This is a genomic window from Ruegeria sp. CDSB013, from assembly GCF_059611165.1.
In genome coordinates this window covers 167,860-194,764 of sequence record NZ_JBXWPA010000001.1, presented here as the reverse complement: position 1 = coordinate 194,764, position 26,905 = coordinate 167,860, and the positions used below count along the sequence as shown (strand labels likewise).

Genomic DNA, 26,905 nt, shown 5'->3' with positions numbered 1-26,905 from the left:
GGAAACCGACATGCCAGGCAAAAAAGAAATCAATCCATTTCTGAAACAGGCGTTGGAGCTTGGGCCCCCACTGGCCTTTTTTTTCATCTACCTACGCCTGCGTGACGACAGTTTCCTGATCGGAGGTACCGAATATTCCGGCTTTATCGTCGCCACGATCATCTTCGTCCCGCTGATGCTGGCCGCTATGGGTATCCTCTGGTACTTGACCGGGAAACTGAGCCGGATGCAGATATTTACTGCCTTCATGGTCATCTTCTTTGGGGGCCTGACCGCGTGGTTCAATGATGAGCGGTTTTTCAAGATGAAAACCACGCTGGTTTACGGTTTCTTCTCGGTCATCCTTGGTATTGGCCTTCTGCAGGGGAAATCCTATCTAGCCTATGTCCTCGAAGATATGCTCCCGATGCGCCATGAGGGCTGGATGATCTTGACCCGCCGGTTGTGCGGCTGCTTTGCGGTTCTGGCCGTAGCCAATGAATTTGTCTGGCGTACCATGTCGACGGACTTATGGGTCAAAATCGAAACTTTCGCCTTTCCCATCGCGCTGATGGCGTTTCTGATGCTTCAGTTCAGTCTGCTGCAACGCTACATGGATGACCCCGACCACCAATAGGCGAACACCGATAAATGGCGCGCAGCTTAAGCGTTTGCTTTCATTTTGAGCCGTCACACAGCGCGCAATCAGGCAAACCAATAAAAACCTTGGAATAATAGCCCGGCTGTGGAACATTGGGGCACCACTCAACACCAGCAGCCGGAGACCCCTCAACCACATGAAGGCACTCCCAAACAGCGGATTCCTGTCCGAGGCATCAGACCGACTCAGGGCTATGCTTTCGGCACTCGCGACCGAGATTTCCTTGGATCAGGGCCAGGTGCTGTTTGAGCAGGGGGACGAAGGCGATGCGCTGTATGTGATTTCTGAAGGTACGCTTGAGGTTTCATTCCTTGCGATGAGCGGGCGCAAGCTGTCCTTGACACTTATGAAGCCGGGCGAAGTGTTTGGCGAAATCGCGTTGTTTGACAGCGGGCCGCGTACCGCCACGATCGCAGCGGCCGAGCCATCGAGTGTGCTGCGCGTGCGCCGCAGCGACGTCATGGACCAGATCCGCCAGCATCCCGATCTTGCCGTCGACATGATCCGTCTGGCGGGGCTGCGCATGCGCTGGATGGGGTCACAGCTAAACGAACAAGTGTTCTTGCCGATGCCCATTCGTCTGGCGCGCAAATTGCTGCATCTGTCTGCCCTTCAGGACGACCCCGCCATGCGCATCACCCTGTCCCAAAGCGAATTGGCCGAGTTCGTCGGTGCCACGCGCGAGGCTGTATCCAAGACGATTTCCACTTGGAAACGCGACAATGTTGTCGAGGCATCTCGCGGCGGGCTGATGATCCAGGACTTCAACGCCCTGAAAGAACTGGCCGAATCCGACTTAATCTGACCTTGTGACCTCCTTCACATACGGCGCATGCCAAAATAGCTAATGTCTTAGTTGTTACCGTAGGGGGCCAGAGAATCATCCCCGATATCTGTCCACTGGCCTCTCCCTGTACCAGAGCCATGCGCCTCCCCGGCGTGTGGCTCACTTACTTTCAGCGCCACGTAGAACGGAAAAGGCCGAGGCATTGCCCCGGCCTTGTCACAACGTCTGATGTGGTGCGTTACTCGCCCAGGCTCAGCGCCACAAAGCGGGGGTCGCCACCGCGACGTACAAGCAACAACAGCGATTTACGCCCGGCCTCACGCGCCTCTTCCATGCGTGCTTCCAAGTCTCCAATCGACGTTACCTTTTGCTGTCCAGCCTCGGTGATCAGATCGCCGGCGCGCAACCCTTTGGAAAACGCCTCAGAGGCTTCATCCACTTCGGTCACAACCAGCCCATCGGCGTCTTCTTCCAGACCAAGATCCGTGCGTAGCGTGTCCGTCAGCGGCGAAATGGTCAGACCAAGAATGTCAGCATTCTCTTCCGTTGGAGCCTCAGACGTTTCCTCGTCGCCCTGATCGGCCCGTTCGGCATCCTCACGACGCCCCAGAGTAACCAGGACGGTCTGTGTTCCGCCATCGCGATGCACGACAACACGCACGGCTTTGCCCACGGTTGTCTCGCCGACCTGACGCACAAGGCCGCGTGTATCTTCGACCTCGACCCCATCAAAACTGAGGATCACGTCACCAGCCAGCAGACCAGCATCTTTCGCCGGCCCATCCGGAACATCGCTGATCAGCGCACCGCCCGGTTTGGCCAACCCCATTGCCTCGGCCATGTCCTCGGTTACGTCCTGAATGCGAACGCCCAGCCAACCACGGCGGGTTTCGCCGAATTCACGCAGTTGGTCGACCACCTTGACCACGACGTTGGACGCCATTGAAAAGCCGATCCCGATCGAGCCGCCGTTGGGCGACAAAATCGCTGTATTCACACCAATCACTTCGCCATTCATGTTGAACAGCGGACCGCCCGAGTTGCCCCGGTTGATGGCCGCGTCGGTCTGGATGTAGTCGTCATACGAGCCGCTCAGCGCCCTGTTGCGGGCCGAAACGATCCCGGCCGAAACCGAGAAGCCCTGCCCCAAAGGGTTGCCCATGGCAATAACCCAATCACCGACACGGGCGACGTCACTGTCGCCAAACTGTACGTATTGCAGCGGGCCCGGGGCCTCGACCTTCAGCAACGCAATATCGGTTTTCTCGTCCGTGCCTATCACCTTGGCAGGCAGTTCTTCAGGCGGCTGTCCATCACCGGGGAAGAACTCCACCAGGATTTCATCGGCCTCGGCGATCACGTGATTGTTGGTGACGATGTAGCCGTCCTCGGAAATCACGAACCCCGAACCCAGCGCGTTGCTGCGGCGCGGGCGATTTTCATCATCACCGTTCCGGTCCTGAAAATCGCGAAAGAAATCTTCGAACGGTGATCCCTCGGGCACTATGCCCTGCGGGCCGGTCTGGCCTTCAATCAACGTTGAGGTGGTAATGTTGACCACGGCCGGGCTGATCTTTTCTGCCAGCGGCGCCAAGCTTTCGCTCCGCGCCTGTGCTGCGACGGTTTGGGCCAGAACAAGAATCATCCCCGCAATGGCCAGCCACATCAGCCGCATGAAACCAACACCCTCGTCCTGCCGGACTGAAATACTGCGTGCTTGTGCCTGCACTTGGGAACTCCTTGTCAACAAGTCTTGTAAAACTGCCCTCGGGCAAATCTTCTCAGGAACCAATGTAGTCGGTTTGTCCTTGCCCGCAACTCGGGATCGCGGGGAAATCACCTGCAAGTGAGGTCACCGCATCAAAACCCAACCTGATAAGCCCCCCATAGCAGGACAAACCCACTAACTACGCTCAGCAGACCGACCAGCCGCCGCGCCTGCTCGGGCAATGACCGCAATGCCTCTAACATGCGCTCAATAAGCGAAGGGGCCAGCGCATAGGCCAGCCCCTCTACAATCAATACCAGCCCGAAAGCCAGAAGGATCAGCCCCATTATTCGGAGGCCGCAGCAGCCGGAGCTTGCCGTCCGGTTGGCGAACCGAGGTAGTTGAAGAACTCGGAATCCGGGCTCAGAACCAACGAGCTATTGCCGCCCTGCAACGCGTTCTCATACGCGGTCAGCGAACGGTAGAATTCAAAGAACTCCGGGTCCGCGCCATAGGCTTCGGCAAAGATCGCGTTGCGTTCGGCGTCCGCTACACCACGGGTGATTTCGGCCTCACGACGTGCATCTGAAACCAGTTCGACCACCGTCCGGTCAGCTTGCGCACGCACACGCTGCGCCGCCTCGTTACCACGGGCACGCTCGTCTGTTGCTTCACGCTCCCGCTCGGCCTTCATGCGATCGAAAGTCGCCTCAAGGTTGGCCTGTGGCAAGTCGGTCGCCTTCAATCGCACGTCGATTACAGTCACGCCCAGCGCCTGTGCTTCGGCAATCGCGCTGTTTCGGATGCGCAACATCAACGCTGCACGGTCCGAGCTCAGGATATCACGGGACGATACCGAACCCAGCACTTCGCGGGTTTCGGCCCGCAAAATACGATCCAGGCGATCCTCGGCAACCGGAATACCGCCGACACCAACGGCCTGACGGAACTGGTTCAGATCGGAAATCCGATAACGTGCGAATGCATCAACAACCAGACGCCGATCGTCCAGAGGGGTCACCTCAAGGGGCTGTACGTCAATTGACAGGATACGGTCGTCATAGCGGACAACTTCTTGAATCACCGGGATTTTGAACGCCAGACCGGGATCTTCCTTGACCGCGACAACACGACCAAATTGCAAGACCAGCGCACGTTCACGTTCATCCACGATAAAGATCGAAGACAGGCCAACGACGCCAAGGATCACGACAAGAATGAGGATAATGGGTGATTTACGCATCAGTTGCTCTCCCCGGCTGGGCTACGACGCAGCTCGTTCAGCGGCAGATAGGGCACGACACCCTGCCCTTGCCCGGATGAGTTCTGGTCCAGAATGATTTTGTCAACGTCACCCAGAATCTGCTCCATTCGCTCCAGATACAGACGCTTCCGCGTCACATCGGGTGCTTTGGAGTATTCTTCCAGAACTGCGCTAAAGCGGCTGGCTTCACCCCGCGCACTGTTGATCTGTTGGGCGCGATATCCTTCCGCCTCTTCCAGAACCTGCGCAGCTTCGCCGCGCGCTTCTGCCAACACCTTGTTCGCATAGGCATCGGCTACGTTCTGCAACCGGTCCCGTTCCTGCGCAGCAGCCTGAACGTCGCGGAAGGCGGCGATCACATCCTGAGGCGGGTCGGCTTTGTCAAAGTTGACGCGGACAATGTTGATCCCTGAATCATAACTGTCCATCGTGGATTGGATCAGTTCCTGCAAGCGATCCGCGATAACACCACGATCCCGGTTCAGGATTGGTGCAAGCTCGCTTTGAGCGATAATCTCGCGCATCGCTGATTCCGACACCGCACGGATCGTTTGGCGCGGATCACGCAAGTTGAACAGGAACTTCGCAGGGTCGTTGATGTTCCAGACGACTTGATAGTCGATATCGACCACGTTTTCGTCGCCGGTCAGCATCAAGCCATCATCGCTGCCGCGCGCGCCGCCCATATCTTCGTTCTGTTCACGGGTGACCGGGATGACTTCGGCGGTAACGAAAGGCCACGGCGCAAAGTTTAGACCCGGATTTCCGACGGCCGAGAATTCGCCGAGGAACAACTCAACCGACTGTTCTTCGGGCTTGACCGTGTAAAAACTGGCCGCCCCCCACAATACCGCCGCGACGACGACACCAATAAGAACCGTACCTTTTGTGAAGATGGGGCCACCGCCGCCAGAGCCCTGACCGTTGCCACCGCGGCCTGAACCACCGCGGCCGCCCATCAGGACGCGCAGCTGTTCCTGGCCTTTCTTCATCAATTCATCAATCTCGGGGATTTGCGGACCATCGCCTTCGGGGGGCTTGCGCCCATCACCGTTATCACCCCGATTTCCTCCGCCGCCCGAAGAGCCTCCGCCCCCCCAGGGGCCGCCGCTATTGCCCGCCATATGTATCTATTCCCTTGTGTTGGACCGTGTGATCACGGGTTCCCTTGTAACTTGTGTGCGCGCGGTTGCAAATCAAGCAGTGCGCACAGGTTGCCGCATTGTTACCAATTCCTCTGCCATCACCGGATGAACGGCAACCGTGCGGTCGAAATCTTCCTTGGTTGCGCCCATTTTAACGGCGATGCCAGCCAGCTGGATCATCTCACCCGCGCCCGGCGCGACGATGTGGCAACCCAGAACCTTACGGGTCGCCTGGCTGACAATCAGCTTCATCAACACGCGCTGCGTTCCACCGGCAAAGGCCTTTTGCATCGGCTTGAACGATGTCGCGTAAACCTCAATCGGTTCCTGTGCCGCGCCTTCTTCTTCGCTTAGGCCCACAGTGCCGAATTCCGGTTGGGTGAAGATCGCGGTCGGGATCAGTTCATGATCCACCGGAGTCGGGTTGCCTTTGAAAACGGTCTCTACAAACGCCATGCCTTCACGGATCGCAACCGGCGTCAGATTTACGCGGTCGGTAACATCGCCAATGGCATAGATCGAGGGCACGCCTGTCTGGCTGTACTCATCGACTACAATCTCACCTTTGCGGCCACGTTCCACGCCCAGCGCCTCAAGGCCCAGGTTGTCTGCATTCGGCGCACGCCCTGTGGCGTACATGACCACGTCGAACTGATCCTCGGTGCCATCGGTGGCCTTGACGCGGATCTTGTCGCCTTCCTTGGTCATTTCCAGCACGTTGGTGCCCAGACGAACATCAATGCCGTTCTGGCGCATCTCTTCGCAGATCAGGCCACGTGCTTCTTCGTCGAAGCCACGCAGGATTTGCGCACCGCGATAGAACTGAGTGGTCTGGACTCCCAACCCGTTCATGATTCCGGCAAACTCGCTGGCAATGTAGCCGCCACCGACGATCAGAATGCTTTGGGGCAGTTTTTCAAGGTGAAAGATCTCGTTCGACGTAATCGCCAAGTCCGATCCCGGGAACTCAGGCACGACCGGACGACCACCTGTGGCGATCAGGATGTGCTTGGCTGTCTTGCGTGTCCCATCCGCCAATTCGACCGTATGTGGATCGACTACGGTTGCACGTTGATCAAAGCTTTCGACGCCGTTGTTTTTCAGGATATTGCGGTAGATGCCTTCAAGCCGGTCCAGTTCGGTCACCAGCTTGCCGTGAAAGGTATCCCAATTCAAAGCACCGGTCTGAATGTCCCAGCCATAGGCCTGCGCATCACCGACCATGCCCGAGAATTCACTGGCGAAGACCATCAGCTTCTTGGGCACACAGCCCCGGATGACACAGGTTCCGCCATAGCGATCCTCTTCGGCCAGCGCCACTTTGGCACCGTTTTCGCCAGCTGCCACACGCGCCGCACGGACCCCGCCTGAGCCTCCGCCGATAACGAACAGATCATAATCAAAGCTCATTTGTCCCGCCTCTTTCAAATTTCCGCAAGCGCCCGCAGGCCTTGCATGGGGTGTACTCTATCTCGCGCTGCTGTCCAGAGTGATCCATGGTTGGCTAGCCACCCGTGATTTCACGAACTTCCACTGGGAATTGCTGCAACGCTGCAAGCAATCGTTCAGATATAGAACCGTCGAGCAGATTCAACGGTAACCGGATCGTCTTTGGCCGATCTTTTGTCGTGTTGAAGTGAACAAGGCAGAAATCGCGTGAAGGCCCCACTTCAATCGTGTCAATGCGGGACCAGGGGATGGAGCGATAGACGGTGTTCAGTGCGCGAAACCTGAGCGCATGATCAGTCAGGATGACCAAACGAGGGTCCCGCAATACCCCAACTAAACCGGCAAAGGAAATACTTAGCAACGCCGTTATCAATAGTAAGCCTGCCAATTGCCAAGCAACGTTCATTATATCACCGGACAACGTTTGCAACATGATGAGCCACATCAACAACAAGAACCAGAACCCAGCAGGCGCGCGCCAAAGTGCGGTCGAGCGCGACATTAGGAATTCTGTGGGCTTAACACTCAATCCGCCAGATCCGAAAACAGGTTTTCACCACCATCGACCAAATGATCCAAGTCGACCATTCCATCGTTGATATCGCGCAGCTCGACCCGGCCATCGCCGTGGCCGATCACAACTTTGTCACAGATGTCGATGAATAAACCATTTTCGACCACACCCGGCACCTGATTCAGCACCAGCGCCAGTTGCCTGGCATTTCCGATGCGCTGAAGGTGAAGGTCCAGAATGTGATTGCCCTCGTCCGTGACACACGGTGCTTCGCCGTTCATACGCAACACCGCCGAAGTGCCAAGAACGTCCATCGTATCGAGCGCTTCTTGAATCAGAGTTCGCGTGGTCTGCCAGCCAAAAGGGATCACCTCAACCGGCAACGGGAATGCGCCCAGCGTTTCGACCTCTTTCCCGGCATCTGCAATAACGATCATCTGATCGCTGGCCGTGGCTACAATCTTTTCCTGCAGATGCGCGCCGCCTCCACCTTTGATCAGGTTCAGATCGCCGTCAAATTCATCTGCGCCGTCGATGGTCAGGTCCAGCCAGCCCGCCTGATCCAGCGAGACGACCTCAATCCCCAACTCACGGGCCAGTTGCGCGGTGCGGGTTGAGGTCGGAACAGCCTTGATCCGCAAACCTTCCTGCTGCACCCGCTCTCCCAGACGGCGGACCATCCAGGCGGCCGTTGATCCGGTGCCCAGCCCAACGCGCATCCCGTCCTGAACCATGTCAGCGGCCTGCCGCGCCGCGGCATATTTGGCTTTGTCTATAGGTGACAAATCTCCGGTCATTGTTGCATTCCCCCTTGGTATTGCGGAATTTATACGGAATGTCCGACCCAACTGCGAGCGCCAATTCGCCGATCCAACAGGCCAACTTGTCGCGAAACTACGCGTTTCCTATTGGAAACGTCGCAATCGAGACGTTCGACATCTCTGCTGGTGTATACATACAGCCCATGAACGCGCCCTACAGATTGCACTTTGCCCCCGACAATGCCTCTCTGGTGATCAGACTGGTGCTGGAAGAGATGGGCCTGCCTTATGAGACGGCTTTGGTGGATCGTCGGCAAAACGCACAGGATGGCGCGGCTTACAGAGGGTTGAACCCGAACGGTCTGATCCCTGTTCTTGAAACGCCGCACGGCCCGATCTTTGAAACAGCCGCCATCCTTTTGTGGCTGGCAGATACGCATGCGCAACTGGCCCCCACTGCGGACAACCCGGATCGGGCTGCGTTCCTGAAATGGCTTTTCTTCGCGTCGAACACGTTACATGCCGATCTGCGCATCCTGTTCTATGCCGAAAAATACATTGATCCGGCACATGCTGAACCTTTGCGCAACGGTATCCGCCCGCGCCTGCGCCAACATCTTCGGGTTCTGGATGACGTGGCCAAAACTGCGCCCAGCTGGTTGAACGCGGATCAGCCCTCGGTTCTTACATACTACCTTGCCTGCCAGATGAGGTGGATGGCCCTTTACCCGGAGCGCGCTGATCGCAGTTGGTATCAATTGGCGGATACGCCATACCTGCAATCCATTCTGATGCGCCTGGAAAGCCGTCCCGCAACCCGGGCTGCCATCGCGGCCGAGGGGTTGGGGGTTACCCCCTTCACCAGCCCATCTTATGCTCACCCTCCAGAAGGCTCTGCTACCTGATATGTTCTTGTCTGTTTTTGATATGTTCAAAGTGGGCATCGGCCCGTCCTCGTCACACACAATGGGGCCGATGGTTGCCGCCGCTCGGTTTCTGGACCTGATGCGCGCCTCACCGTTTGAATTCGCTGGTCTTCGCGGATCGCTGCACGGATCGCTGGCCTTTACTGGCGTAGGTCACGCAACAGACCGGGCTACGATCCTTGGGCTGGCCGGGTTTGTTCCTGACACCTATGACAACGACAAGGCCGAGGCCGCGTTGGCTGCTATTGCTGAAACGCACTCAGTCACGCCCGAGGGGTTGCCGACCCTGCAATTCGATCCAAAGGCCGATCTGATCTTTGACTACGACCACAACCTGCCCGGCCATGCTAATGGGATGATCCTGATGGCCACCGATGCGCAGGGCGACGTGATCCTGCGGCAGGTCTATTATTCCGTAGGCGGCGGTTTTGTCCTGACCGAGGAAGAACTGGCCGAAGGCAAATCCACCAATGACGGCCCTGCCGTGCCTTTCCCGTTCCACTCGGCGGCCGAAATGCTTGAGATGGCAAACGCTAGCGGCAAAAGCATCGCCCAGATGAAGCGCGAGAATGAAATCGCGCGTGGCTGTGCGGACAGTTTCGCCAAAGGCACCGCCCGGCTTTGGGAAGTCATGAACAACTGTATCGAACGTGGACTGAAGACGGATGGCATTCTGCCCGGCGGCCTGAAAGTGCGCCGCCGCGCCAAGGGCATCCATGACGCGTTGTTGGCCGAACGGGGTATGAACTTGAACGCGCCGCACACCATCAACGACTGGATGAGCGTCTATGCGATGGCGATAAACGAGGAAAACGCGGCTGGCGGGCAAGTCGTCACTGCTCCCACAAACGGGGCAGCTGGTACGATGCCTGCCGTACTGCGCTATTACCTCGACCACGTTCCGGGTGCCTCGGAAAGCCATATCGAGGACTTCCTCCTTACGGCAGCGGCCATTGGCGGGCTGGTCAAATACAACGCCTCGATCTCGGGTGCAGAAGCCGGTTGTCAGGCCGAAGTTGGCAGCGCCTCGGCAATGGCTGCAGCGGGCCTCTGCGCTGTGATGGGTGGTACGCCCGAGCAGGTCGAAAACGCCGCCGAAATTGCATTGGAGCATCATCTGGGCATGACCTGCGACCCGGTCGCTGGTCTGGTGCAAGTTCCTTGCATCGAACGCAACGGTTTGGCGGCCATCAAAGCTGTCTCGGCTGCTTCACTTGCGCTGCGTGGCGATGGGAAACACTTCGTACCGCTGGATTCAGTGATCGAAACCATGCGCCAGACCGGGCATGATATGCATGAGAAGTACAAGGAAACGTCTCTGGGCGGGTTGGCCGTAAACGTGCCAAACTGCTGACAGTGAAAGCAACGGAGGTCAACGATGCAAGGACATTGCCTGTGCGGCACCATCCGCTACGAGGTTGATCCTCCGGTCCTGTCCTGCGTGAGCTGCCATTGCGATAGTTGCCGCAGGCAATGTGCGGCCCCGATGACGACCTATTTTGGCGTGCGCGACGGGCAATGGCGCTGGACTGGCGAGCCGCCGAAAACCTTTAATTCCTCGCCCGGTGTCGAGCGCAGCTTTTGTCCCGATTGCGGCACGCCGATCTCGTTTCGATCGCAAGCCATGTCGGACGTGCTGCATCTGTATGTCGCCACATTAGAGGATCCCAATCAATTGCAGCCCACACTGCACGTGGCTCATGAGGAACGGCTGAATTGGCTGAAACTGGATGACGACCTGCCCGTCTGCATCGGACCCGACTACACAAAGGTGCAGACGATTTCATAGACGCTTTCAACCGGGTGCCAAAACCCGTAGCGTCGCCGCATGACCCAGGATCGTCCCGTCTTTGGCATCTTCTTGATGCTGTGTTTTTGCGTGATTGCACCGATGGGCGATTCCATCGCCAAGCTGTTGGGTGGGACGACACCGGTCGGCGTTTTGGTGTTCATCCGCTTTGCCGTTCAGTCGTTGATCCTGATACCCTTGGTGGCCCTGACCGGTCGGCACTGGCGCATGCGCGGACATCTTGTCTGGCTGGCGCTTATCCGAACAGTTCTGCACATCATTGCTATCGCGGCAATGTTCAGCGCACTGCAGTACCTGCCGCTGGCGGACGCTGTCGCCATCGCCTTTGTCATGCCCTTCATCATGCTGTTGCTGGGCAAGTGCGTGCTGGGTGAAGAGGTTGGTATGCGCCGCCTGATCGCCTGCGGTGTCGGGTTCGCGGGCACTCTGCTGGTCATCCAGCCCAGCTTTGTTCAGGTTGGCGCCGCAGCTCTGTTGCCCTTGGTCGTTGCGGTGGCCTTTGCCCTTTTCATGCTGGTGACACGACAGATTGCCAAGGACACCGATCCGATTGCCTTGCAGGCTGTATCCGGAGTGATGGCGACGGTTCTGCTGCTGCCGGTTCTAGCGCTGGGAACACTCGGCAATATTTGGGAGCTGTCCTTCATTGTTCCCGAGCGCGAAAGCCACCTGCTGCTGATCGGGGTCGGTGTCTTGGGCACAGTCGCGCATCTGTTCATGACTTGGTCCTTGCGCTATGCGCCGTCCGCCACGCTGGCCCCCATGCAATATCTTGAGATCCCAGTGGCCACGTTCTTTGGCTGGTTGATTTTCCATGACCTTCCGGACAGCATGGCCGCCGTCGGCATCGGCATCACCGTCGCCGCGGGCCTGTATGTCATTCTGCGCGAGCGGGCCAGCGCCCGGTCTGCCCCGACACAAACGCCTGCATAACCTGATCCAGCGCATACCTTGGCACCATCACCAGCAATCCCGGCGCATCCACCGTCAGCTCAACATCTGCCAGCGCACGGTTGGATGTGCCTACTTGCCCGCCGGGTTCCATAACCAGATCGTCGATGGCCCATTCAAGGCCTTTGCTGGCACCGGTTACCCGTTGGAACGGAAACAGTGAAACGACATCGCCGGGTGTGATACTAAGGGAAACCCGCGGCGGCGCGTGAAAGACGACCTCAGTCTCACCCAATAAGACGCAGGGGCGATCCTGCCTCAGGACCAATGTGTTAAGAACAGCAAGCTGATGATCCAGCCGCCCGCCCAGGAACCCGGCCCCCAACACGACAGGCGCTTCGATGCTGCGCAGAGCCTTGTCAAAATCCGTGCTGTTTTGTTCCCGTATAGGATACAACCGGTCCACCGGAATTTGGTCTTTGTGCCGGCTGTCCAGCGAATCGAAATCGCCAATCACGGCATCCGGAATGCGACCTGATTCTACCAAAGGGGCGGCCCCACCATCGGCCGCCACAACCGTCTTGGCGCGAATCAGCATCACATTTAGGTCGTCAGGGCCGATTTCCCCGCCTCCGACCAGTGCAATTGGCTCAAATGACCGCACAATTGGGCGTTTTTTACTTAGATTGACCATTTTTTCCGGATTTGGACACATTGAGACCACAAAATGATAGGTTCATGCAAAGAGTTCCGAGCCAATAGGTGTGCCTGCATAAGGTGGTTGGCTCTCGTAGTTTGTAGAGGACGTGCGTCTGATGGTACAGAACAACAAGGTATTGACCGTTTCTTATGGAACCTTCTCCTGCACTTTGGAAGGATTCGACGATTCATTCGAAACGATGAAGGCAATCGCTGAATACTTCCGCGATCTTTCTGCCGATGATCGGTATTTTGGTTCTGAACCCCCGCAACCTGACGCAGAAATGCTGACCCGGATCGCACAGCGCGACGCCGCAAAACATGTAGAAGCCAGCCAGAGCGATTCCGGCCTGTTGCTGCGTGCAACCCAGCAGGCTGCAAAGCCAGCCCCTGCTGCGGTTACAACCGCTGCGCAAACAGACCCCCATGTGATGAGCCCCAATGCCACCCCCCCTGCACAAGGGGCCGACTCGTTTTTCGCTGACGCCGAGCCGGTCGAAAGCGCGCCTGCCCCGGCTGCGGACAGCATTGCCGCCAAACTGCAGCGCATCCGCGCCGTCGTTTCGCATTCCGAAGAAAACTCGGTGATTTATACAGAAGACGAGGACGCAAGCCTGGGTAATCAGCCAGCTGCACCGATGGATGCGATCGCCGCCGCGTTCGAGGCAGGCTCGCTCGACGCATCGGACCTTTCGGAAACGGACAAGGCTGACGCAGCCGTTGAACCGATGGCACCGGCTTTTGAAGCAGAAGAAATCGCGGATACCCCCGCCGTGGCAGCGCCAGCGGCAGAGGCCGAAGCAACGGAAGAACCGGTAGAATCCGTGCAGCCATTCTCGATGCAGCAGGACGCAGATTATGAAGACGAGGAAGAGGCGCCTGCACCCTCGGCGCTGTTCACCGATCTTGAGGAAACGACCGAAACTGATGAGCCCGTCAATATCCTGAGCGAAGAGACCGAAGAGGATCTGATAGATGAAGTCGCAGAGACCCAAGAGGGTTATCTGACCGCCGAGGATGAGGCCAATGTTCTAAGCGAGATCTCGAAGGTTGAGGCCGCAATGGGTGGTCAATCACCGAACGAAACGGCCCTGGATCAGGATTTGTCCCGCCTGATGGACAAGGCGGACAGCCAGATGGATGACCCGGCGACCAGCACGCAGCGCGAAACATATTCACATCTGCGCACGGCAGTCGCTGCGACCGAAGCTGAGCGCGGGAACCAGCCGCGGGACGAAGACTCCGAAGAAAGCGGATATCGTGGCGATCTGACGTCGGTCGTAAGCCCGCGCCGCCCCGAGATTCAAGTCACCAGCATGCGCCCGCAATCCGACACTTCATCCCCCTTGAAGCTGGTTGCAGAACAGCGGGTTGACACAAATGAACAGGACGCCGGCCCCGTGACCCCCCGCCGCGTCACGTCCAAATCAGAAGACGAAGCCGACGATTCCAACGAAGAAGGTGGTTTTGCCCTTTTTGCACAGGAACAAGGTGCACAATCTCTGCCTGACCTGTTAGAGGCTGCCGCCGCTTACCTGTCGTTCATCGAAGGTCAGGAACAATTCTCGCGCCCGCAGCTGATGAATAAGATCCGCTCACTCAAGCAGGACGACTTCAACCGCGAAGAAAGCCTGCGCTCGTTCGGTCAATTGCTTCGGGACGGCAAGATCGAAAAAGCCGGTGGTGGTCGTTTTGCCGCCTCAACACAGATCGGGTTCCGCCCCGATGACGAGCGCGCTGCAGGCTGAACTTAAGAAAATCAAAAGAAACGGGGCCGATGCAATCATCGGCCCTTTTTTGTACGGGAAATGAATCGCCCTCTCAGTCTTGCGACTGATCCGGGTCTGCTTGCCCAACGCCTTTGAACACGAATTTGAAAGGCAAGGCCCACACGATGCCCAGACCGATATAGACTAGCAGCTCAAGCCAGAGCGGCGGGCGGTCTAGCCAATTCACAACCGTCACGACCGCCACAATATAAAGAGGCAACCCAACCAGCAGCAGCACTAGTGACCAGCGACGGCGCGCTTTATAGCTGAGGCCTCGTTTCTGTTCCTCTGCCATCAGTCTGCAAACGGGTCAGTCACCAAAATGGTGTCATCCCGCTCCGGGCTGGTGGACAAAAGGGCGACAGGGCAATCGATCAGCTCTTCGACCCGGCGCACGTATTTGATGGCATTGGCCGGCAGATCCGCCCAGCTGCGCGCCCCTTCGGTGGATTCGCTCCAACCCGGCATCTCTTCGTAAATCGGTTTGCAGCGCGCCTGTTGATCCGCGGCCGTCGGAAGGTAGTCCAGACGTTCGCCGTCCAGCTCATACCCAACGCAGATTTTCAGGGTCTCGAAACCGTCCAGAACATCCAGCTTGGTCAGCGAGATGCCGTTCACACCGCTGGTCGCACAGGTCTGGCGCACAAGGCAGGCGTCAAACCACCCACAACGGCGCTTACGGCCCGTGGTGGTCCCGAACTCGTGCCCGCGCTCACCAAGCCGCTGACCATCGTCGTCGTCCAACTCGGTTGGGAACGGGCCCTCACCCACGCGGGTTGTATAGGCTTTGACAATGCCCAGAACGAAGTCAATCGAACCGGGACCGATGCCGACGCCTGTTGATGCCTGACCGGCAATGACGTTGGACGAGGTTACAAACGGATATGTACCGAAGTCGATATCCAGCAGCGCCCCCTGTGCGCCCTCGAACAGGATGCGTTTGCCAGCCTTGCGCTTTTCGTTCAGCACTTTCCAAACCGGCGCGGCAAAGGGTAGGATTTTTGGCGCGATCTCTTTCAGCTGGGCAATCAGTGCATTTCGGTCAATTGGCTCCAGTCCAAGCCCGTTTCGCAGCGCATTGTGGTGAACCAGAGCGCGATCAACTCGCAATGCCAGCGTTGCATCGTCAGCCAGATCAGCCACACGGATCACGCGGCGACCAACCTTGTCTTCGTAACAAGGACCAATTCCGCGACCGGTCGTCCCGATTTTCGCAACCGAGTTTTGACTTTCACGTGCCCGATCCAGTTCCCCGTGGAAGGGCAGGATCAACGGTGTGTTTTCCGCAATCATCAGGTTTTCAGGGGTGATTTCAACGCCCTGCGCCTGGATGGTTCCGATCTCTTTGATTAGGTGCCATGGGTCCAGAACGACACCGTTGCCGATGACACTCAACTTGCCGCCACGCACAACACCCGACGGCAGCGCGTGCAGCTTGTATACTTCTCCGTCGATGACCAGCGTGTGCCCGGCGTTATGTCCGCCCTGAAAGCGTGCAATCACGTCTGCACGCTCGCTGAGCCAGTCGACGATCTTGCCTTTTCCTTCGTCACCCCACTGGGCGCCGACAACAACCACATTGGCCATATCCGGTCCTTTTGCGCTGAGTTATCAAACTCGGCTCGTATAACGGGGGGAAAGCGACAGGGAAACCGGTAATTCGACGCATGCAGAGATCGTGCTGCGCACGATGCCTCCGGCGGGGATATTTTTGGCCAGGTGAAGAAACGGATCCCCCGCTTCATCTGGCTGAAGATACCCCCGGGGGAAGTGCCCGGCACGGGCAACGAGTGCAGAGCCCCCTACCCCTTGGCCAACCGCACCGGCTGTCCATGAGAGGTGGTCAAATAAGCCTCTTCCCACTTGTCGCGAAATTGGACCACTTCATCTGGAGCTGCGACACCTTGCTCGGCCAAAAACACCTCGAGCGTTTCCAGCCAGGCAAAAAAGTAGTCATCCCCTCCATTCAGTTCGCGATCCAAACCGTTCTGTTTCAAGCTGGCCGAAAAGCGCGCCGCCCAATCCGGCCAGTCGAACCGTCCGGCCTCGTTTAAGGCAACCGTCACAGCAAAGACCTGAGCGTGCCAGGGCTCTGCGAAGGCTGGTTCGGGAGCAGTATGAGTTATGCAGTCGCTCATGCGAGTTCCAGATAGCTTTGCCAAAGATCCAAAACGACTTCATCCTGCGAGTGTTCGGGATTGGCCCAAAGCTCGGATGCCGGAAAGACCACGGCGTAAAGCGGCTCGGGTGCATCCCCCAACCTATGAGCACTAGAGTCCGGCAGCACATGCGTTCCGTGCATCATAAGGATGCGCCCTTTTGCCCCGGTGGCGTACATGGGCAAACGCGTATGCCCGCCGCCGACAAGGCGGTTCGCGGCTTGACGGGCGGTCACAACTTTTTGCCCCGGTTCAAATTTCACCCGCACATTTGAAGGGCGATCCGCAGGCCCGCCGCTGGCCAACACTTTCGCAACCGCGTCAGACTTCAGCACGCGGCTTGCCAGGGGGTGATTGTCGCCGTCTGTCTCGCCGCGCAGATCCTCATCTGTCAGCACGCCTGTTTCGACGAGAAGGTCCGCAAGCCCCGAAATCCATTTCTCGTAATAAGAAAAACGGGCGTAGTCCTTAGGCGACAATCTCTCGCGCGCATGCCGGGATACGTCGATGTTCCACTGCCCAAGCGATCCCGCTGCCAGTGTTACGGCCAATGCCCTTGCATGCCAGTCTTCGGCAAAGACCGGGGCATCTTCGGGTTCAGGGAGCACAGGCCCATCGCCAAAGCGCCCGCCCATATCGTGAACTCGGGTCATGATGGCACCTTTGGCAAACCGGTTCCGATCATGCTGTCGCGTGTGACAAGCGCCGCCAACTCGTCTTCTGTTAAGCCATCCGTGTCTTCTGGCCGCATCGGAAGTACAAGGTACCGCACCTCGGCCGTCGAATCCCAAACGCGAACCGAGGACGTCTCGGGCAGGGTCACCCCGAACTCAGCCAGAACCTTGCGCGGCTCACGCACAGCCCGCGCCCTATAGGCATCTGATTTGTACCAACCCGGCGGAATACCAAGCAGCGGCCACGGGTAACAACTGCACAGGGTGCACACGACCATGTTGTGCTGTTCAGGTGTGTTTTCGACGACAACCATGTGTTCGCCCTGACGCCCGTAATAACCCAGATCGGCGACAACCGATGTGGCATCTTTCAGCAACGCGGCTTTGAAGTCCGGGTCAGTCCAGGCTTTGGCAACGACGCGGGCGCCGTTCTGCGGGCCGATCTTGTTCTGATAGGTATCAATAATTTCATCCAGCGCCGCCGGATCGATCAGTCCCTTGCGAGTCAGAATCGTTTCCAGCGCCTTTACCCGCAGCGCAGGATCAGGTGGCAAAAGGGTGTGCGGGTGGTCGTGATCATCATGTGGCATGGCCGCAGCCTGCGCGAGGTGCGGCCATGCTGTCCAGTCCCTTTGCCGTGATCCGGAACATCACCGATCTTGATGCCAACTCCTCACTTGCCCCCGCTGGCAAACTTGCATAAGTACCACGCGATACACGCCACGCTGTACAGGAACACCATGGAAAACGTCGTTCTCATCATCCACCTCCTCCTGGCCTTGGGCCTGATTGCCGTTGTTCTGATGCAGCGGTCCGAAGGCGGTGGCCTTGGCATGGGCGGCGGGGGCGGCGGCGCCATGACCGGACGCGCCGCAGCGACTGCTTTGGGCAAGGTGACGTGGATCCTGGCCGCTTGTTTCATCGTGACTTCAATCACGCTGACCATTCTGGCCGCTCAGAAATCCTCGGGCAGTTCGGTGATCGACCGTTTGGGCGTTCCGGCCCCGGCACCAACCGAGGAAAGCACACCTGCGGTTCCGTCGGCTGACGATCTGCTGCCTCCGGCAGATGGCGACAACGCGCCGCTGATCCCACAAGCCAACTGATCCACAAAACCTAGAAACCTGAAAGAGAACTGCAACAGCATCTTGCGGTTCTCTTGCGCTATTGGCGCGAATCCTTTATATGTGAAGTCCCGTGGTGCAGCGGTTTTTCGGAACCGTCGGGCAGCTGATTTTGACGTCTCACGGGAGCAGCCGAAAACATGGCGCGTTTTATTTTCATCACTGGTGGTGTGGTTTCGTCTTTGGGCAAAGGACTGGCTTCGGCGGCTTTGGGCGCGCTGTTGCAGGCCCGAGGGTATTCGGTGCGTCTGCGCAAGCTGGACCCCTATCTGAACGTTGACCCCGGCACGATGTCGCCGTTCGAGCATGGCGAAGTGTTCGTGACCGATGACGGGGCCGAAACCGACCTGGATCTTGGTCACTACGAACGATTCACCGGCGTGGCGGCCCGCAAGACCGACTCGGTTAGTTCAGGTCGGATTTATTCCAACGTGCTCGAGAAAGAGCGCCGCGGCGACTATCTGGGCAAGACCATTCAGGTGATTCCGCACGTCACCAACGAGATCAAAGACTTTATCTCGATCGGTGAGGATGAGGTCGATTTCATGCTGTGCGAGATTGGCGGCACCGTCGGCGATATCGAAGGCCTGCCCTTCTTTGAAGCTATCCGTCAGTTCAGCCAGGACAAGCCGCGCGGCCAATGCCTGTTCATGCACCTGACCCTGCTGCCCTACATCAAAGCCTCGGGCGAACTGAAAACCAAGCCGACCCAGCACTCGGTGAAAGAGCTGCGCTCGATCGGTCTGGCCCCTGACATTCTGGTCTGTCGCTCCGAGGGTCCCATCCCGGTCAAAGAACGCGAAAAGTTGGCGTTGTTCTGTAACGTGCGCCCCGACAGCGTGATCGCGGCACAGGATCTGTCGACCATTTATGACGCCCCGCTGGCCTATCACCGCGAAGGATTGGATCAGGCGGTTCTGGATGCGTTTCAGATCAGCCCTGCCCCCAAGCCCGATCTGGCCAAATGGGAAGACGTCAGCGACCGCATCCACAATGCCGAAGGCGAAGTCAAAGTCGCCATCGTTGGAAAATACACTCAGCTTGAAGATGCCTATAAGTCGATTGCCGAGGCCCTGACCCATGGCGGTATGGCCAACCGGGTTCGCGTCAAGGTCGAATGGGTCGATGCCGAGGTATTTGATACCGAAGACGCAGCCCCGCATCTGGAAGGTTTCCACGCGATCCTCGTTCCCGGCGGATTTGGCGAACGCGGCACCGAAGGCAAGATCAAAGCCGCGCAATACGCGCGCGAACACAAAGTGCCCTATCTGGGAATCTGCCTTGGTATGCAGATGGCTGTAATCGAAGCAGCCCGCAACGCCGCTGGCATCACAGAGGCGGGCTCAGAAGAGTTCGACCACGAAGCGGGCAAAAAACGTTTTGAGCCTGTTGTTTATCACCTGAAAGAATGGGTGCAGGGCAATCACAAGGTCGAACGCAAGGTCGGTGACGATAAAGGCGGTACCATGCGTTTGGGCGCCTATGACGCGGTACTGGCCGATGGCTCGAAAGTGGCAGAGGTATACGGCGGCACCAATATCGAAGAACGCCACCGGCACCGCTATGAGGTGGACATCAAGTACCGCGACAAGCTGGAAAAAGCTGGCTTGAACTTCTCGGGGATGTCGCCCGATGGCCGTCTGCCGGAAATCGTAGAATGGTCAGACCATCCGTGGTTCATCGGCGTACAGTACCATCCGGAACTGAAGTCCAAGCCATTTGATCCACACCCCCTGTTCCGCGACTTTGTGCGCGCAGCGAAAGACACCTCGCGCCTCGTTTAAGTGGTGTCTGTGTCGGACTGTCACCCCGCATTGTTTTGTGGGGTGTAACCTCCTAACTATTTGAACAAGCAGGTCCACCTGCCGTGCACCATGGATGCAGTTCAAAGATTTAGGAGTTTTCAGATGAGCAATGCGACAACGATCACAAACCTCCAACAAGCGCTTCACATGGAAATGACCGCAGCGCATCAGTACCAGTTGCATTCGCATGTACTGAACGATTGGGGTTTGGACATCCTGGCCGAGAAGATGCGCGGCGAGATGCAGGAAGAGTTGGGGCATTCTGATGCCTATATCGAACGCATTCTTTTCCTTGGCGCAAAGCCAGAGCTTGAGCTTCAGAAAAACCCAAAGGCGGCGGACGACCTGGAAGAGATGTTTACCGCGGACCTGAAGGATGAAATGGAAGCCATCGACTTCTACACCCAAGCTGCGGCACAGGCGGCTGAGGCCGGTGACGTGGGAACCCGAACCCTGTTTGAGCGAATTCTGTTGGAAGAAGAAGGTCACAAGGCGTGGCTGGAGACCGAGTTGTCGCTGCTCAAACGATTGGGTGAGCCGGCGTTCAGCGCTCGATACGTGTCGAGCACAGCCGGCGAAGACTGATTCCTCAGCAACTGATCTCACCATGTCGAAGAATTCGGGCCAACAAATGTTGGCCCATTTTCGTTCGTCACCGCAAAGTGACGCTGTGCGGCCAAAAAACACTACTCGGGCACAGTTCCAAGTGGTTACTGTTAAGTAAATGATGACAGGAGAGGCCCAAATGACCGATCAAATCCAAAACGCAGAAACCTTTGCGGCCCTGCACAAAAAGGGCGATCCGGTCATCCTTTTTAACATCTGGGACGCTGGCAGCGCCGGTGCCGTGCGGGATGCAGGCGCCATGGCATTGGCGACCGGCAGCGCGCCAGTGGCAATGGCGCAGGGGTTTGGCGACGGCCAGAATATCCCCTTGGATGTCGCCCTGGACAACGCCCGCCGAATCGTCAGTGCCGTTGATCTTCCTGTCTCATTAGATTTCGAAGGGGCCTATGCCGAGGACGCGGTGGGGGTTATCGCCAATGTCCAGAACGCGCTTGAAACAGGTGTCGTTGGCTTCAACTTCGAAGACCAGATTGTCGGCACCAAGGACCTATACGACATCGAAACCCAAGCCGCCCGCGTTGGTGCGATGCGCGAAGGGTGTGACGTCGCTGGCGTCCCTGCTTTTATCAACGCCAGAACGGACATCTTCCTGAAGGCTGCGCCGGAAACGCATGACGAGGCGATGCTGGACGATGCGATGGCCCGCGCCAAAGCCTATGCCGATGCGGGTGCCAACGGGTTCTTTGCACCCGGCCTCAAGGATGAGGACATGATCGCCCGGCTTTGCGAATCGACTGATCTACCTGTGAATATCATTGCCCTGCCCGGGACGCCGGATACCGCGACGCTTGCGTCGCTGGGCGTCGCCCGGATCAGTTATGGGCCTGTGCCGTATCGGAAGATGCTGGGCTGGCTGCAGGAACAAGCGAAACAGGCACTGCAGTCAGGCGCCTAGCCAGCGGGTAGATACCGATACAAGCGGATACCGGCAAAGTTGTGACCATTCAGGGCTATGACGGGTAGTCAGCGCTTGGCGGGCCACAAAATATGGAATAACCTCGCGGCATGTTGAAAAAATTCCTTCAGGCGTTTCGCCCGCCACAGCACGACCATTTGCCCGATCCTGACGCCGAACTGGCTTTGGGTGCTTTGATGGTGCGCGTGGCGCAGGCGGATCGGGATTACAAACTGGAAGAAATCAGCCTGATCGACCGCATTCTTGCGCGGCTCTATCAGCACAACGCGATCGAGGCCGCCAAGGTCCGCGCCACCTGCGAAAAATTGCACGCCGCCGCGCCAGACACCGATACATTCGGCAAGTTGATCCGCGAAACAACCGACCTGCAGGAACGTCTGGCCGCGCTGGACGCTTTGTGGGAGGTCGTTCTGGCCGATGGCAATTCGGACGAAGGCGAAATGAAGATCGTCGAAGAAGCCCGCATCGCCATGGGCCTGAGCTTTAAAGACAGCCAAGAAGCGCATGAACGGGTACAAACGCGCTTGGAACAGAAGTAGTCCGCTTCTATAACCAATTCATGTTCAGCGATTTTCTGTCCCGGCTCACGCAGCCGCAGCCCGACCCACTTGCCGATAACGACGCCCGTTTGGCCCTTACGGCCCTTCTGGTTCGCATCGCCAGATCCGACAACGACTATGCCGACACGGAAATGGCCCGAATCGACCGGATTTCGACGGAACGCTATGGCCTGTCCCCTTTTGAGGCCGCAGCCCTTCGCGCTAGCGCCGAGGATCTAGAAGCCGAAGCCCCCGATACTGTCCGCTTTACCCGCGCGATCAAAGAGGCTGTCGCTTACGATGACCGATTGGCCGTGGTTCAGGCGATGTGGTCGGTCGCACTGGCCGATGGGCATCGGACCGGCGAAGAAGACTCGCTGCTGCGTCTGGTAGTCAGCCTGCTGGGTGTCAGCGATGTCGATTCTGCCCTGGCCCGGCAAAAGGCAGCCAAATCGTGATTGCAATGCTGGGCATGTATGACATGCCCGCGCTGCAACCAGCCAATGATCGTTTCTGGTCGTTGATTCGGGCGCATCTTGGATTTGGCGCCGCGCATCTGACACGTGGCGCTGACGTTTGGGATGTCTGGCATAGCCCTGACCTTGTTTTCTCCCAAACCTGCGGCATGCCTTACCGCACCCGATTGCATGGGAAGGCTCAGCTTGTCGGCACGCCGGACTACGGTTTGGCAGGCTGTCCGCCAGGGTACTACCGGTCTGTTATCGTGGCCCGAAGAGACGATACCCGCGATCTGGACCAGCTTGCCGACGGCACCTTTGCTTACAATGAATCGCTTTCTCAGTCCGGTTGGGCTGCGCCAATGGTCCATCTGTCACGTCACAGCCGCCTTCCAAGTTCCGTGCTGGAAACTGGCGGTCATGCCCTTTCGGCAGCCGCTGTTGCGGAAGGCCGCGCGGATTATGCCGCGCTGGATGCGCTTACGTGGGAATTACTCAAGGAACACTCGAATTTGGGGACTGAGCTTCGCGAGGTCGCAGCAACCGAACCTTCGCCCGCCCTGCCCTACATCACGGCCAATGGTCAGGATGCGCCCCAGATTGCAAAGGCGGTTCGTGCAGCCATCAACGATCTTTCCCCCGCCGACCAAAAGATGCTGCACTTGCGTGGTCTGATCAACATTTCAGCCGAGCATTACCTTGCCGTTCCCGACCCGTCCCCTGAGGCTGCCAAATTGATCGATCCGTGACCACTTTGGTCAGAACGTCTGGTCATTTTGACAGTTTGTGGCCCGTTCCGTGTCATTTGCGCATTGCATTGATCTGAAATTTCAGCCCTAGTACCGCACCAACACCAATAGCAGCTGGACCACCCGTGACAGATTCCACTCCGGTCATCGAGATCAAGAACCTACACAAGAGCTTTGGCAATCTTGAGGTATTGAAAGGGGTGGATATCACCGCCAGACGCGGTGATGTCGTCTCACTCATCGGTTCGTCCGGTTCTGGCAAATCGACACTTCTGCGTTGCTGCAACCTGTTGGAAGACAGCCAAGAGGGCGAAATTCTGTTCAAGGGCGAACCGGTCCGCTGGACTGGCAACGCACATAACCGCCGTCCGGCCGATCCCAAACAGGTCCTGCGCATTCGCACAAACCTGTCGATGGTGTTTCAGCAGTTCAATCTGTGGGCTCATATGACCATCCTGCAAAACGTGATGGAGGCCCCAGTAACCGTCATGGGTCGCGACAAGGCCGAGGCTGAAGACAGCGCCCGTAGGTATCTGGAAAAGGTCGGCATCGGCGACAAATGCGACGCGTACCCTGCGCAACTGTCAGGCGGTCAGCAGCAACGCGCCGCGATTGCGCGCGGCCTGTGCATGGAGCCTCAGGCCCTGCTGTTCGACGAACCAACTTCGGCGCTGGACCCCGAACTGGAACAGGAAGTGATCAAAGTGATCAAGGATCTGGCCGCCGAAGGCCGCACCATGATCATCGTGACACACGATATGAAAATGGCTGCCGATATCTCGAGCCATGTGGTGTTCCTGCATCAAGGCCTCATCGAAGAAGAAGGCCTGCCGGAAGACATCTTCACGACCCCTGAATCCACGCGACTTCAGGGTTTTCTCTCCGCCACCATGGCGGCATAAATTCAGGACAGAACCAAAAAGGGGAGTAACAATGAAAAACCTGATTCTGACCACAGCAGCACTGGCGCTGAGCGCCGGTATGGCCATGGCCGATACGGTCCGCATGGGCACCGAAGGCGCCTACCCTCCGTGGAACTTCATCAATGACGCCGGCGAGATCGACGGTTTTGAGCGTGAGCTGGGTGATGAGCTGTGCAAGCGCGCAAATCTGGAATGCGAATGGGTCAAGAACGACTGGGATTCGATCATTCCGAACCTGGTGTCGGGCAACTATGATGTCATCATCGCGGGCATGTCGATCACTGACGAGCGCGACGAAGTGATTGATTTCACTCAGAACTACACACCACCTGATCCGTCGGCTTATGTCGCGACCTCTGACGACGTTGACGTCGCGAACGGCGTGATTGCGGCGCAGACCGGTACCATTCAGGCCGGTTATATTGCCGAATCCGGTGCAACTCTGGTTGAGTTCGCCAGCCCCGAGGAAACCATCGCAGCCGTGCGCAATGGTGAAGCTGACGCCGTTCTGGCCGACAAGTCTTTCCTTGCACCGATTGCAGATGAAGACGCGGACCTGCGCTTTGTCGCCGAAGATGTCCCGCTGGGCGGTGGTGTCGGCATCGGTGTGCGCGAGTCGGACGGTGATCTGAAAGAAAAGCTCAACACTGCCATCCAGTCCATGAAGGATGACGGCAGCCTGAACGAGCTGATCACCAAATGGGAAGTGTCCTCGACCTTCTGATCTGAATCAGGTTGCGCGCCCCAATACCGGGGCGGGCTGCCCCTGCGCCTTAGCACCTCAAGAGGCCCGCCATTTTCTCGTTTTGCACTGATCCCGATACGCTGGGCACGTTCCGCTGGTTTTCCTGCTATCTGACCAACGGCGTACACTGGTCGTTCTACCTGTCGTTCCTGAAGGTCCTGCTGTTGCTGGCCGTCACAGCGCCCGTAGCGTTGAGTTTCGGGTTCGTTGGTGCCATGGCCGCCCGCTCGCATATCCCCCCCGTCAGCTGGCTGGGCAAGGGCTATATCGCGATTGTACGGGGTGTGCCGGACATCGCCTTCTTCATGTTCTTTGTGATCGCGCTGGATCAAGCTTTTGAATGGACGCGCCATAAGATCCTTTGCCCTGACTGGACGGACCCGATCCGGCAGGGCAATGACTTCATCGTCTGTCAGGCGGCGAAACTGCCGCTCAGCACCGCGCCGGAGATTGTGCATGAAACCTACGGTTTCTTCCTTGCGGTCATCACATTCTCGATTGTCTTTGGTGCCTTCGCGGCCAATGTGCTGTTCGGCGGCATGCGGGCGGTGCCCCATGCGCAGCTGGAAACAGCCGCCGCATATGGTCTGACCCCCAGCCAGACATTCTGGCGTATTCTGGTGCCGCAAATGTGGGTCTATGCCCTGCCCGGCCTGTCGAACCTGTGGATGGTGCTGATCAAAGCCACTCCATTGCTGTTCCTGCTTGGTATCGAAGACATCGTCTATTGGGCCCGCGAATTGGGCGGCACGAAAACCACAAAATTCACACAATACCCCCATGGCGATTGGCGCATGTGGTACTTCCTGGCTCTGCTGATCTTCTACCTCGGCATGACCCGCGTCTCGGAAATCGGGCTTGAAAAGCTGATGCGCCGCCTGTCCCACGGTCAGGCCACGTCGGGCGGAGAGCTTCTGCGCAAGGAGACCACCGCATGAGCTGCATCCAGACCATCCAAGATTACGGCCTGCGTTCCCTGGGCCTTGGTGAGCGGCTACTGCCGCGCAACGACTTTACCCTGTGCGAGCAATTCACCCTGATCGGTTCAGGTATGATCTGGAATATCTATTTCGGCATCATGGCACTGGTCACCGGGTTCTTTCTGGCAACCGCCGTGGCAATGGGCAAAGCATCCACCAACAAGTGGCTGCGCAAACCGTCCGAGTGGTTTATCTTTATCTTCCGCGGCTCACCGCTATTCATCCAGTTCTTCTTTGCCTATTTCTTCTTCCTGTCGCTGAAGAAGTCCTATCCCATGTTCGACGCCCTGACATCGGCATGGCTGGGGGCGTTGATCGTTCTGTTCCTGAACACCGCCGCCTATACCGGTGAGATCTTCTATGGCGCGCTGCGCTCGATCCCCAAGGGTGATATCGAGGCCGCTGATGCCTATGGCATGTCGGGCTGGTCGCGGTTCCGTCGGATCATCTGGCCCACCATGCTGCGTCTGGCCTGGCCTGCCTATACGAACGAAGCAATCTTCCTGTTTCACGCCACCACGCTGGTCTTCTTCTCGGCCTTCCCCGCCTGGCAGCAACGTGGCGACGCGCTGTACTACGCCAGCTATTTCGCCGACAAGACGTTCAATCCGTTCATTCCCTACCCGATTCTGGCCTTTTACTTCATCCTGCTGACACTAGTAGTTGTCGGGGTGTTCGGGCAGATCAACAAACGGCTGAACCGCCACTTGCCAGCGGCCAGAAAGGCCAAGATGAGGTTCCGTCTGAACCTGGCGCGCTAAGTCAGGCAACCACACAATTCGACAGCCGGGCTTGTTTTTGGCCCGGTTTTTTCTTGCCGAGAATCTCAGGAAAGTACTGAGA

General features: G+C 57.8%; 31 protein-coding genes. 18 read left to right on the top strand and 13 right to left on the bottom strand.

Going from position 1 to position 26,905, the window contains the following annotated elements; genetic code table 11:
* Positions 1-10: 10 nt before the first annotated feature.
* Positions 11-616, top strand: coding sequence for an inner membrane-spanning protein YciB (locus tag AC2FJF_RS01030; protein WP_496722151.1), 606 nt, complete (start codon positions 11-13; stop codon positions 614-616).
* Positions 617-776: 160 nt separating this feature from the next.
* Entirely contained in the window at positions 777-1,445 is a 669-nt protein-coding gene (locus AC2FJF_RS01025; protein ID WP_058274845.1) for a Crp/Fnr family transcriptional regulator, read from the top strand.
* A gap of 220 nt (positions 1,446-1,665) precedes the next feature.
* On the opposite strand, the gene AC2FJF_RS01020 is transcribed toward AC2FJF_RS01025, so the two are convergent.
* The 7 genes from AC2FJF_RS01020 to rpiA form a co-directional block, all read right to left on the bottom strand.
* Positions 1,666-3,102, bottom strand: a complete 1,437-nt coding sequence (locus AC2FJF_RS01020) for a Do family serine endopeptidase (protein WP_496722963.1) — start codon at positions 3,100-3,102, stop codon at positions 1,666-1,668.
* A gap of 185 nt (positions 3,103-3,287) precedes the next feature.
* Positions 3,288-3,482 carry a DUF2065 domain-containing protein gene (locus AC2FJF_RS01015; protein ID WP_496704414.1) on the bottom strand — a complete coding sequence of 65 codons (195 nt, stop codon included), beginning with the start codon at positions 3,480-3,482 and terminating at the stop codon, positions 3,288-3,290.
* The gene (gene hflC / locus AC2FJF_RS01010; protein WP_282118761.1) at positions 3,482-4,378 is read right to left on the bottom strand and encodes a protease modulator HflC; all 897 of its coding nucleotides are present in this window, start codon (positions 4,376-4,378) and stop codon (positions 3,482-3,484) included. Before hflC ends, AC2FJF_RS01015 begins: the two co-directional genes overlap by 1 nt.
* Positions 4,378-5,523: an FtsH protease activity modulator HflK gene (hflK, locus tag AC2FJF_RS01005; RefSeq protein WP_108858948.1), complete on the bottom strand. Its 1,146-nt coding sequence runs from the start codon at positions 5,521-5,523 to the stop codon at positions 4,378-4,380. Before hflK ends, hflC begins: the two co-directional genes overlap by 1 nt.
* Before the next feature lie 72 nt (positions 5,524-5,595).
* Complete coding sequence (gene gor / locus AC2FJF_RS01000) at positions 5,596-6,954, bottom strand: glutathione-disulfide reductase (RefSeq protein ID WP_496722148.1); 1,359 nt, start codon at positions 6,952-6,954, stop codon at positions 5,596-5,598.
* Between the two features lie 94 nt (positions 6,955-7,048).
* Positions 7,049-7,495: a hypothetical protein gene (locus AC2FJF_RS00995; RefSeq protein ID WP_496722146.1), complete on the bottom strand. Its 447-nt coding sequence runs from the start codon at positions 7,493-7,495 to the stop codon at positions 7,049-7,051.
* 23 nt (positions 7,496-7,518) lie between these two features.
* A complete protein-coding gene (gene rpiA, locus AC2FJF_RS00990) occupies positions 7,519-8,304 on the bottom strand; it encodes a ribose-5-phosphate isomerase RpiA (protein ID WP_496722144.1) in 786 nt (261 codons plus the stop codon).
* A 167-nt stretch (positions 8,305-8,471) separates the two neighbouring features.
* Here rpiA and AC2FJF_RS00985 point away from each other — a divergent pair, with 167 nt between their 5' ends.
* From AC2FJF_RS00985 to AC2FJF_RS00970, 4 genes are read left to right on the top strand one after another with little or no spacing between them, the layout of a single operon-like run.
* Positions 8,472-9,173: a glutathione S-transferase family protein gene (locus AC2FJF_RS00985; RefSeq protein ID WP_496722961.1), complete on the top strand. Its 702-nt coding sequence runs from the start codon at positions 8,472-8,474 to the stop codon at positions 9,171-9,173.
* A gap of 1 nt (position 9,174) precedes the next feature.
* Positions 9,175-10,548: an L-serine ammonia-lyase gene (locus AC2FJF_RS00980; protein WP_496722959.1), complete on the top strand. Its 1,374-nt coding sequence runs from the start codon at positions 9,175-9,177 to the stop codon at positions 10,546-10,548.
* A gap of 24 nt (positions 10,549-10,572) precedes the next feature.
* Positions 10,573-10,983: a GFA family protein gene (locus AC2FJF_RS00975; RefSeq protein WP_496722143.1), complete on the top strand. Its 411-nt coding sequence runs from the start codon at positions 10,573-10,575 to the stop codon at positions 10,981-10,983.
* Between the two features lie 39 nt (positions 10,984-11,022).
* Positions 11,023-11,937 carry a DMT family transporter gene (locus AC2FJF_RS00970; protein WP_496722141.1) on the top strand — a complete coding sequence of 305 codons (915 nt, stop codon included), beginning with the start codon at positions 11,023-11,025 and terminating at the stop codon, positions 11,935-11,937.
* On the opposite strand, the gene AC2FJF_RS00965 is transcribed toward AC2FJF_RS00970, so the two are convergent.
* A complete protein-coding gene (locus AC2FJF_RS00965; protein WP_496722139.1) occupies positions 11,882-12,559 on the bottom strand; it encodes a thiamine diphosphokinase in 678 nt (225 codons plus the stop codon). The two genes, AC2FJF_RS00970 and AC2FJF_RS00965, sit on opposite strands and share 56 nt — an antisense overlap.
* A 151-nt stretch (positions 12,560-12,710) precedes the next feature.
* On the opposite strand from AC2FJF_RS00965, the gene AC2FJF_RS00960 reads away from it, so the two are divergent.
* Positions 12,711-14,342, top strand: coding sequence for a hypothetical protein (locus AC2FJF_RS00960; RefSeq protein WP_496722137.1), 1,632 nt, complete (start codon positions 12,711-12,713; stop codon positions 14,340-14,342).
* 73 nt (positions 14,343-14,415) lie between these two features.
* Here AC2FJF_RS00960 and AC2FJF_RS00955 read toward each other — a convergent pair whose 3' ends face one another.
* The 5 genes from AC2FJF_RS00955 to nthA all read right to left on the bottom strand — a co-directional run bounded on the left by AC2FJF_RS00955 (position 14,416) and on the right by nthA (position 17,786).
* Entirely contained in the window at positions 14,416-14,658 is a 243-nt protein-coding gene (locus AC2FJF_RS00955) for a DUF2842 domain-containing protein (protein WP_496722135.1), read from the bottom strand.
* Positions 14,658-15,950: an adenylosuccinate synthase gene (locus tag AC2FJF_RS00950; protein WP_496722134.1), complete on the bottom strand. Its 1,293-nt coding sequence runs from the start codon at positions 15,948-15,950 to the stop codon at positions 14,658-14,660. The genes AC2FJF_RS00955 and AC2FJF_RS00950 overlap by 1 nt, the downstream gene beginning before the upstream one ends.
* A 215-nt stretch (positions 15,951-16,165) precedes the next feature.
* Positions 16,166-16,501, bottom strand: coding sequence for a nitrile hydratase accessory protein (locus AC2FJF_RS00945; RefSeq protein ID WP_496722133.1), 336 nt, complete (start codon positions 16,499-16,501; stop codon positions 16,166-16,168).
* Complete coding sequence (gene nthB / locus AC2FJF_RS00940) at positions 16,498-17,175, bottom strand: nitrile hydratase subunit beta (RefSeq protein ID WP_496722132.1); 678 nt, start codon at positions 17,173-17,175, stop codon at positions 16,498-16,500. The genes AC2FJF_RS00945 and nthB overlap by 4 nt, the downstream gene beginning before the upstream one ends.
* Positions 17,172-17,786 (bottom strand): nitrile hydratase subunit alpha, encoded by a 615-nt coding sequence (nthA, locus tag AC2FJF_RS00935; RefSeq protein ID WP_496722130.1) that lies wholly within the window; start codon positions 17,784-17,786, stop codon positions 17,172-17,174. Before nthA ends, nthB begins: the two co-directional genes overlap by 4 nt.
* A 150-nt stretch (positions 17,787-17,936) precedes the next feature.
* Between nthA and secG the strand changes: the two genes are divergently transcribed.
* The 11 genes from secG to AC2FJF_RS00880 all read left to right on the top strand — a co-directional run bounded on the left by secG (position 17,937) and on the right by AC2FJF_RS00880 (position 26,823).
* Complete coding sequence (gene secG / locus AC2FJF_RS00930) at positions 17,937-18,302, top strand: preprotein translocase subunit SecG (protein WP_058276104.1); 366 nt, start codon at positions 17,937-17,939, stop codon at positions 18,300-18,302.
* A 158-nt stretch (positions 18,303-18,460) separates the two neighbouring features.
* Positions 18,461-20,104 (top strand): CTP synthase, encoded by a 1,644-nt coding sequence (gene pyrG, locus AC2FJF_RS00925; protein ID WP_496722128.1) that lies wholly within the window; start codon positions 18,461-18,463, stop codon positions 20,102-20,104.
* A 123-nt stretch (positions 20,105-20,227) separates the two neighbouring features.
* Positions 20,228-20,710, top strand: a complete 483-nt coding sequence (locus AC2FJF_RS00920; RefSeq protein ID WP_496722126.1) for a bacterioferritin — start codon at positions 20,228-20,230, stop codon at positions 20,708-20,710.
* 160 nt (positions 20,711-20,870) lie between these two features.
* On the top strand, positions 20,871-21,647 hold the full coding sequence (locus tag AC2FJF_RS00915; protein WP_496722125.1) for an isocitrate lyase/PEP mutase family protein: 777 nt from the start codon (positions 20,871-20,873) through the stop codon (positions 21,645-21,647).
* A gap of 110 nt (positions 21,648-21,757) precedes the next feature.
* On the top strand, positions 21,758-22,207 hold the full coding sequence (locus AC2FJF_RS00910) for a tellurite resistance TerB family protein (RefSeq protein ID WP_058276107.1): 450 nt from the start codon (positions 21,758-21,760) through the stop codon (positions 22,205-22,207).
* 20 nt (positions 22,208-22,227) lie between these two features.
* Entirely contained in the window at positions 22,228-22,665 is a 438-nt protein-coding gene (locus AC2FJF_RS00905; protein WP_496722123.1) for a tellurite resistance TerB family protein, read from the top strand.
* Positions 22,662-23,414 carry a phosphate/phosphite/phosphonate ABC transporter substrate-binding protein gene (locus AC2FJF_RS00900; RefSeq protein WP_496722121.1) on the top strand — a complete coding sequence of 251 codons (753 nt, stop codon included), beginning with the start codon at positions 22,662-22,664 and terminating at the stop codon, positions 23,412-23,414. The genes AC2FJF_RS00905 and AC2FJF_RS00900 overlap by 4 nt, the downstream gene beginning before the upstream one ends.
* A gap of 125 nt (positions 23,415-23,539) precedes the next feature.
* Positions 23,540-24,316, top strand: a complete 777-nt coding sequence (locus AC2FJF_RS00895; RefSeq protein WP_058274821.1) for an ABC transporter ATP-binding protein — start codon at positions 23,540-23,542, stop codon at positions 24,314-24,316.
* A 31-nt stretch (positions 24,317-24,347) separates the two neighbouring features.
* On the top strand, positions 24,348-25,061 hold the full coding sequence (locus AC2FJF_RS00890; protein WP_496722119.1) for a transporter substrate-binding domain-containing protein: 714 nt from the start codon (positions 24,348-24,350) through the stop codon (positions 25,059-25,061).
* 71 nt (positions 25,062-25,132) lie between these two features.
* Entirely contained in the window at positions 25,133-26,020 is an 888-nt protein-coding gene (locus tag AC2FJF_RS00885; RefSeq protein ID WP_496722957.1) for an ABC transporter permease, read from the top strand.
* Positions 26,017-26,823: an ABC transporter permease gene (locus AC2FJF_RS00880; RefSeq protein WP_496722117.1), complete on the top strand. Its 807-nt coding sequence runs from the start codon at positions 26,017-26,019 to the stop codon at positions 26,821-26,823. Before AC2FJF_RS00885 ends, AC2FJF_RS00880 begins: the two co-directional genes overlap by 4 nt.
* The last annotated feature ends 82 nt before the right edge of the window (positions 26,824-26,905 follow it).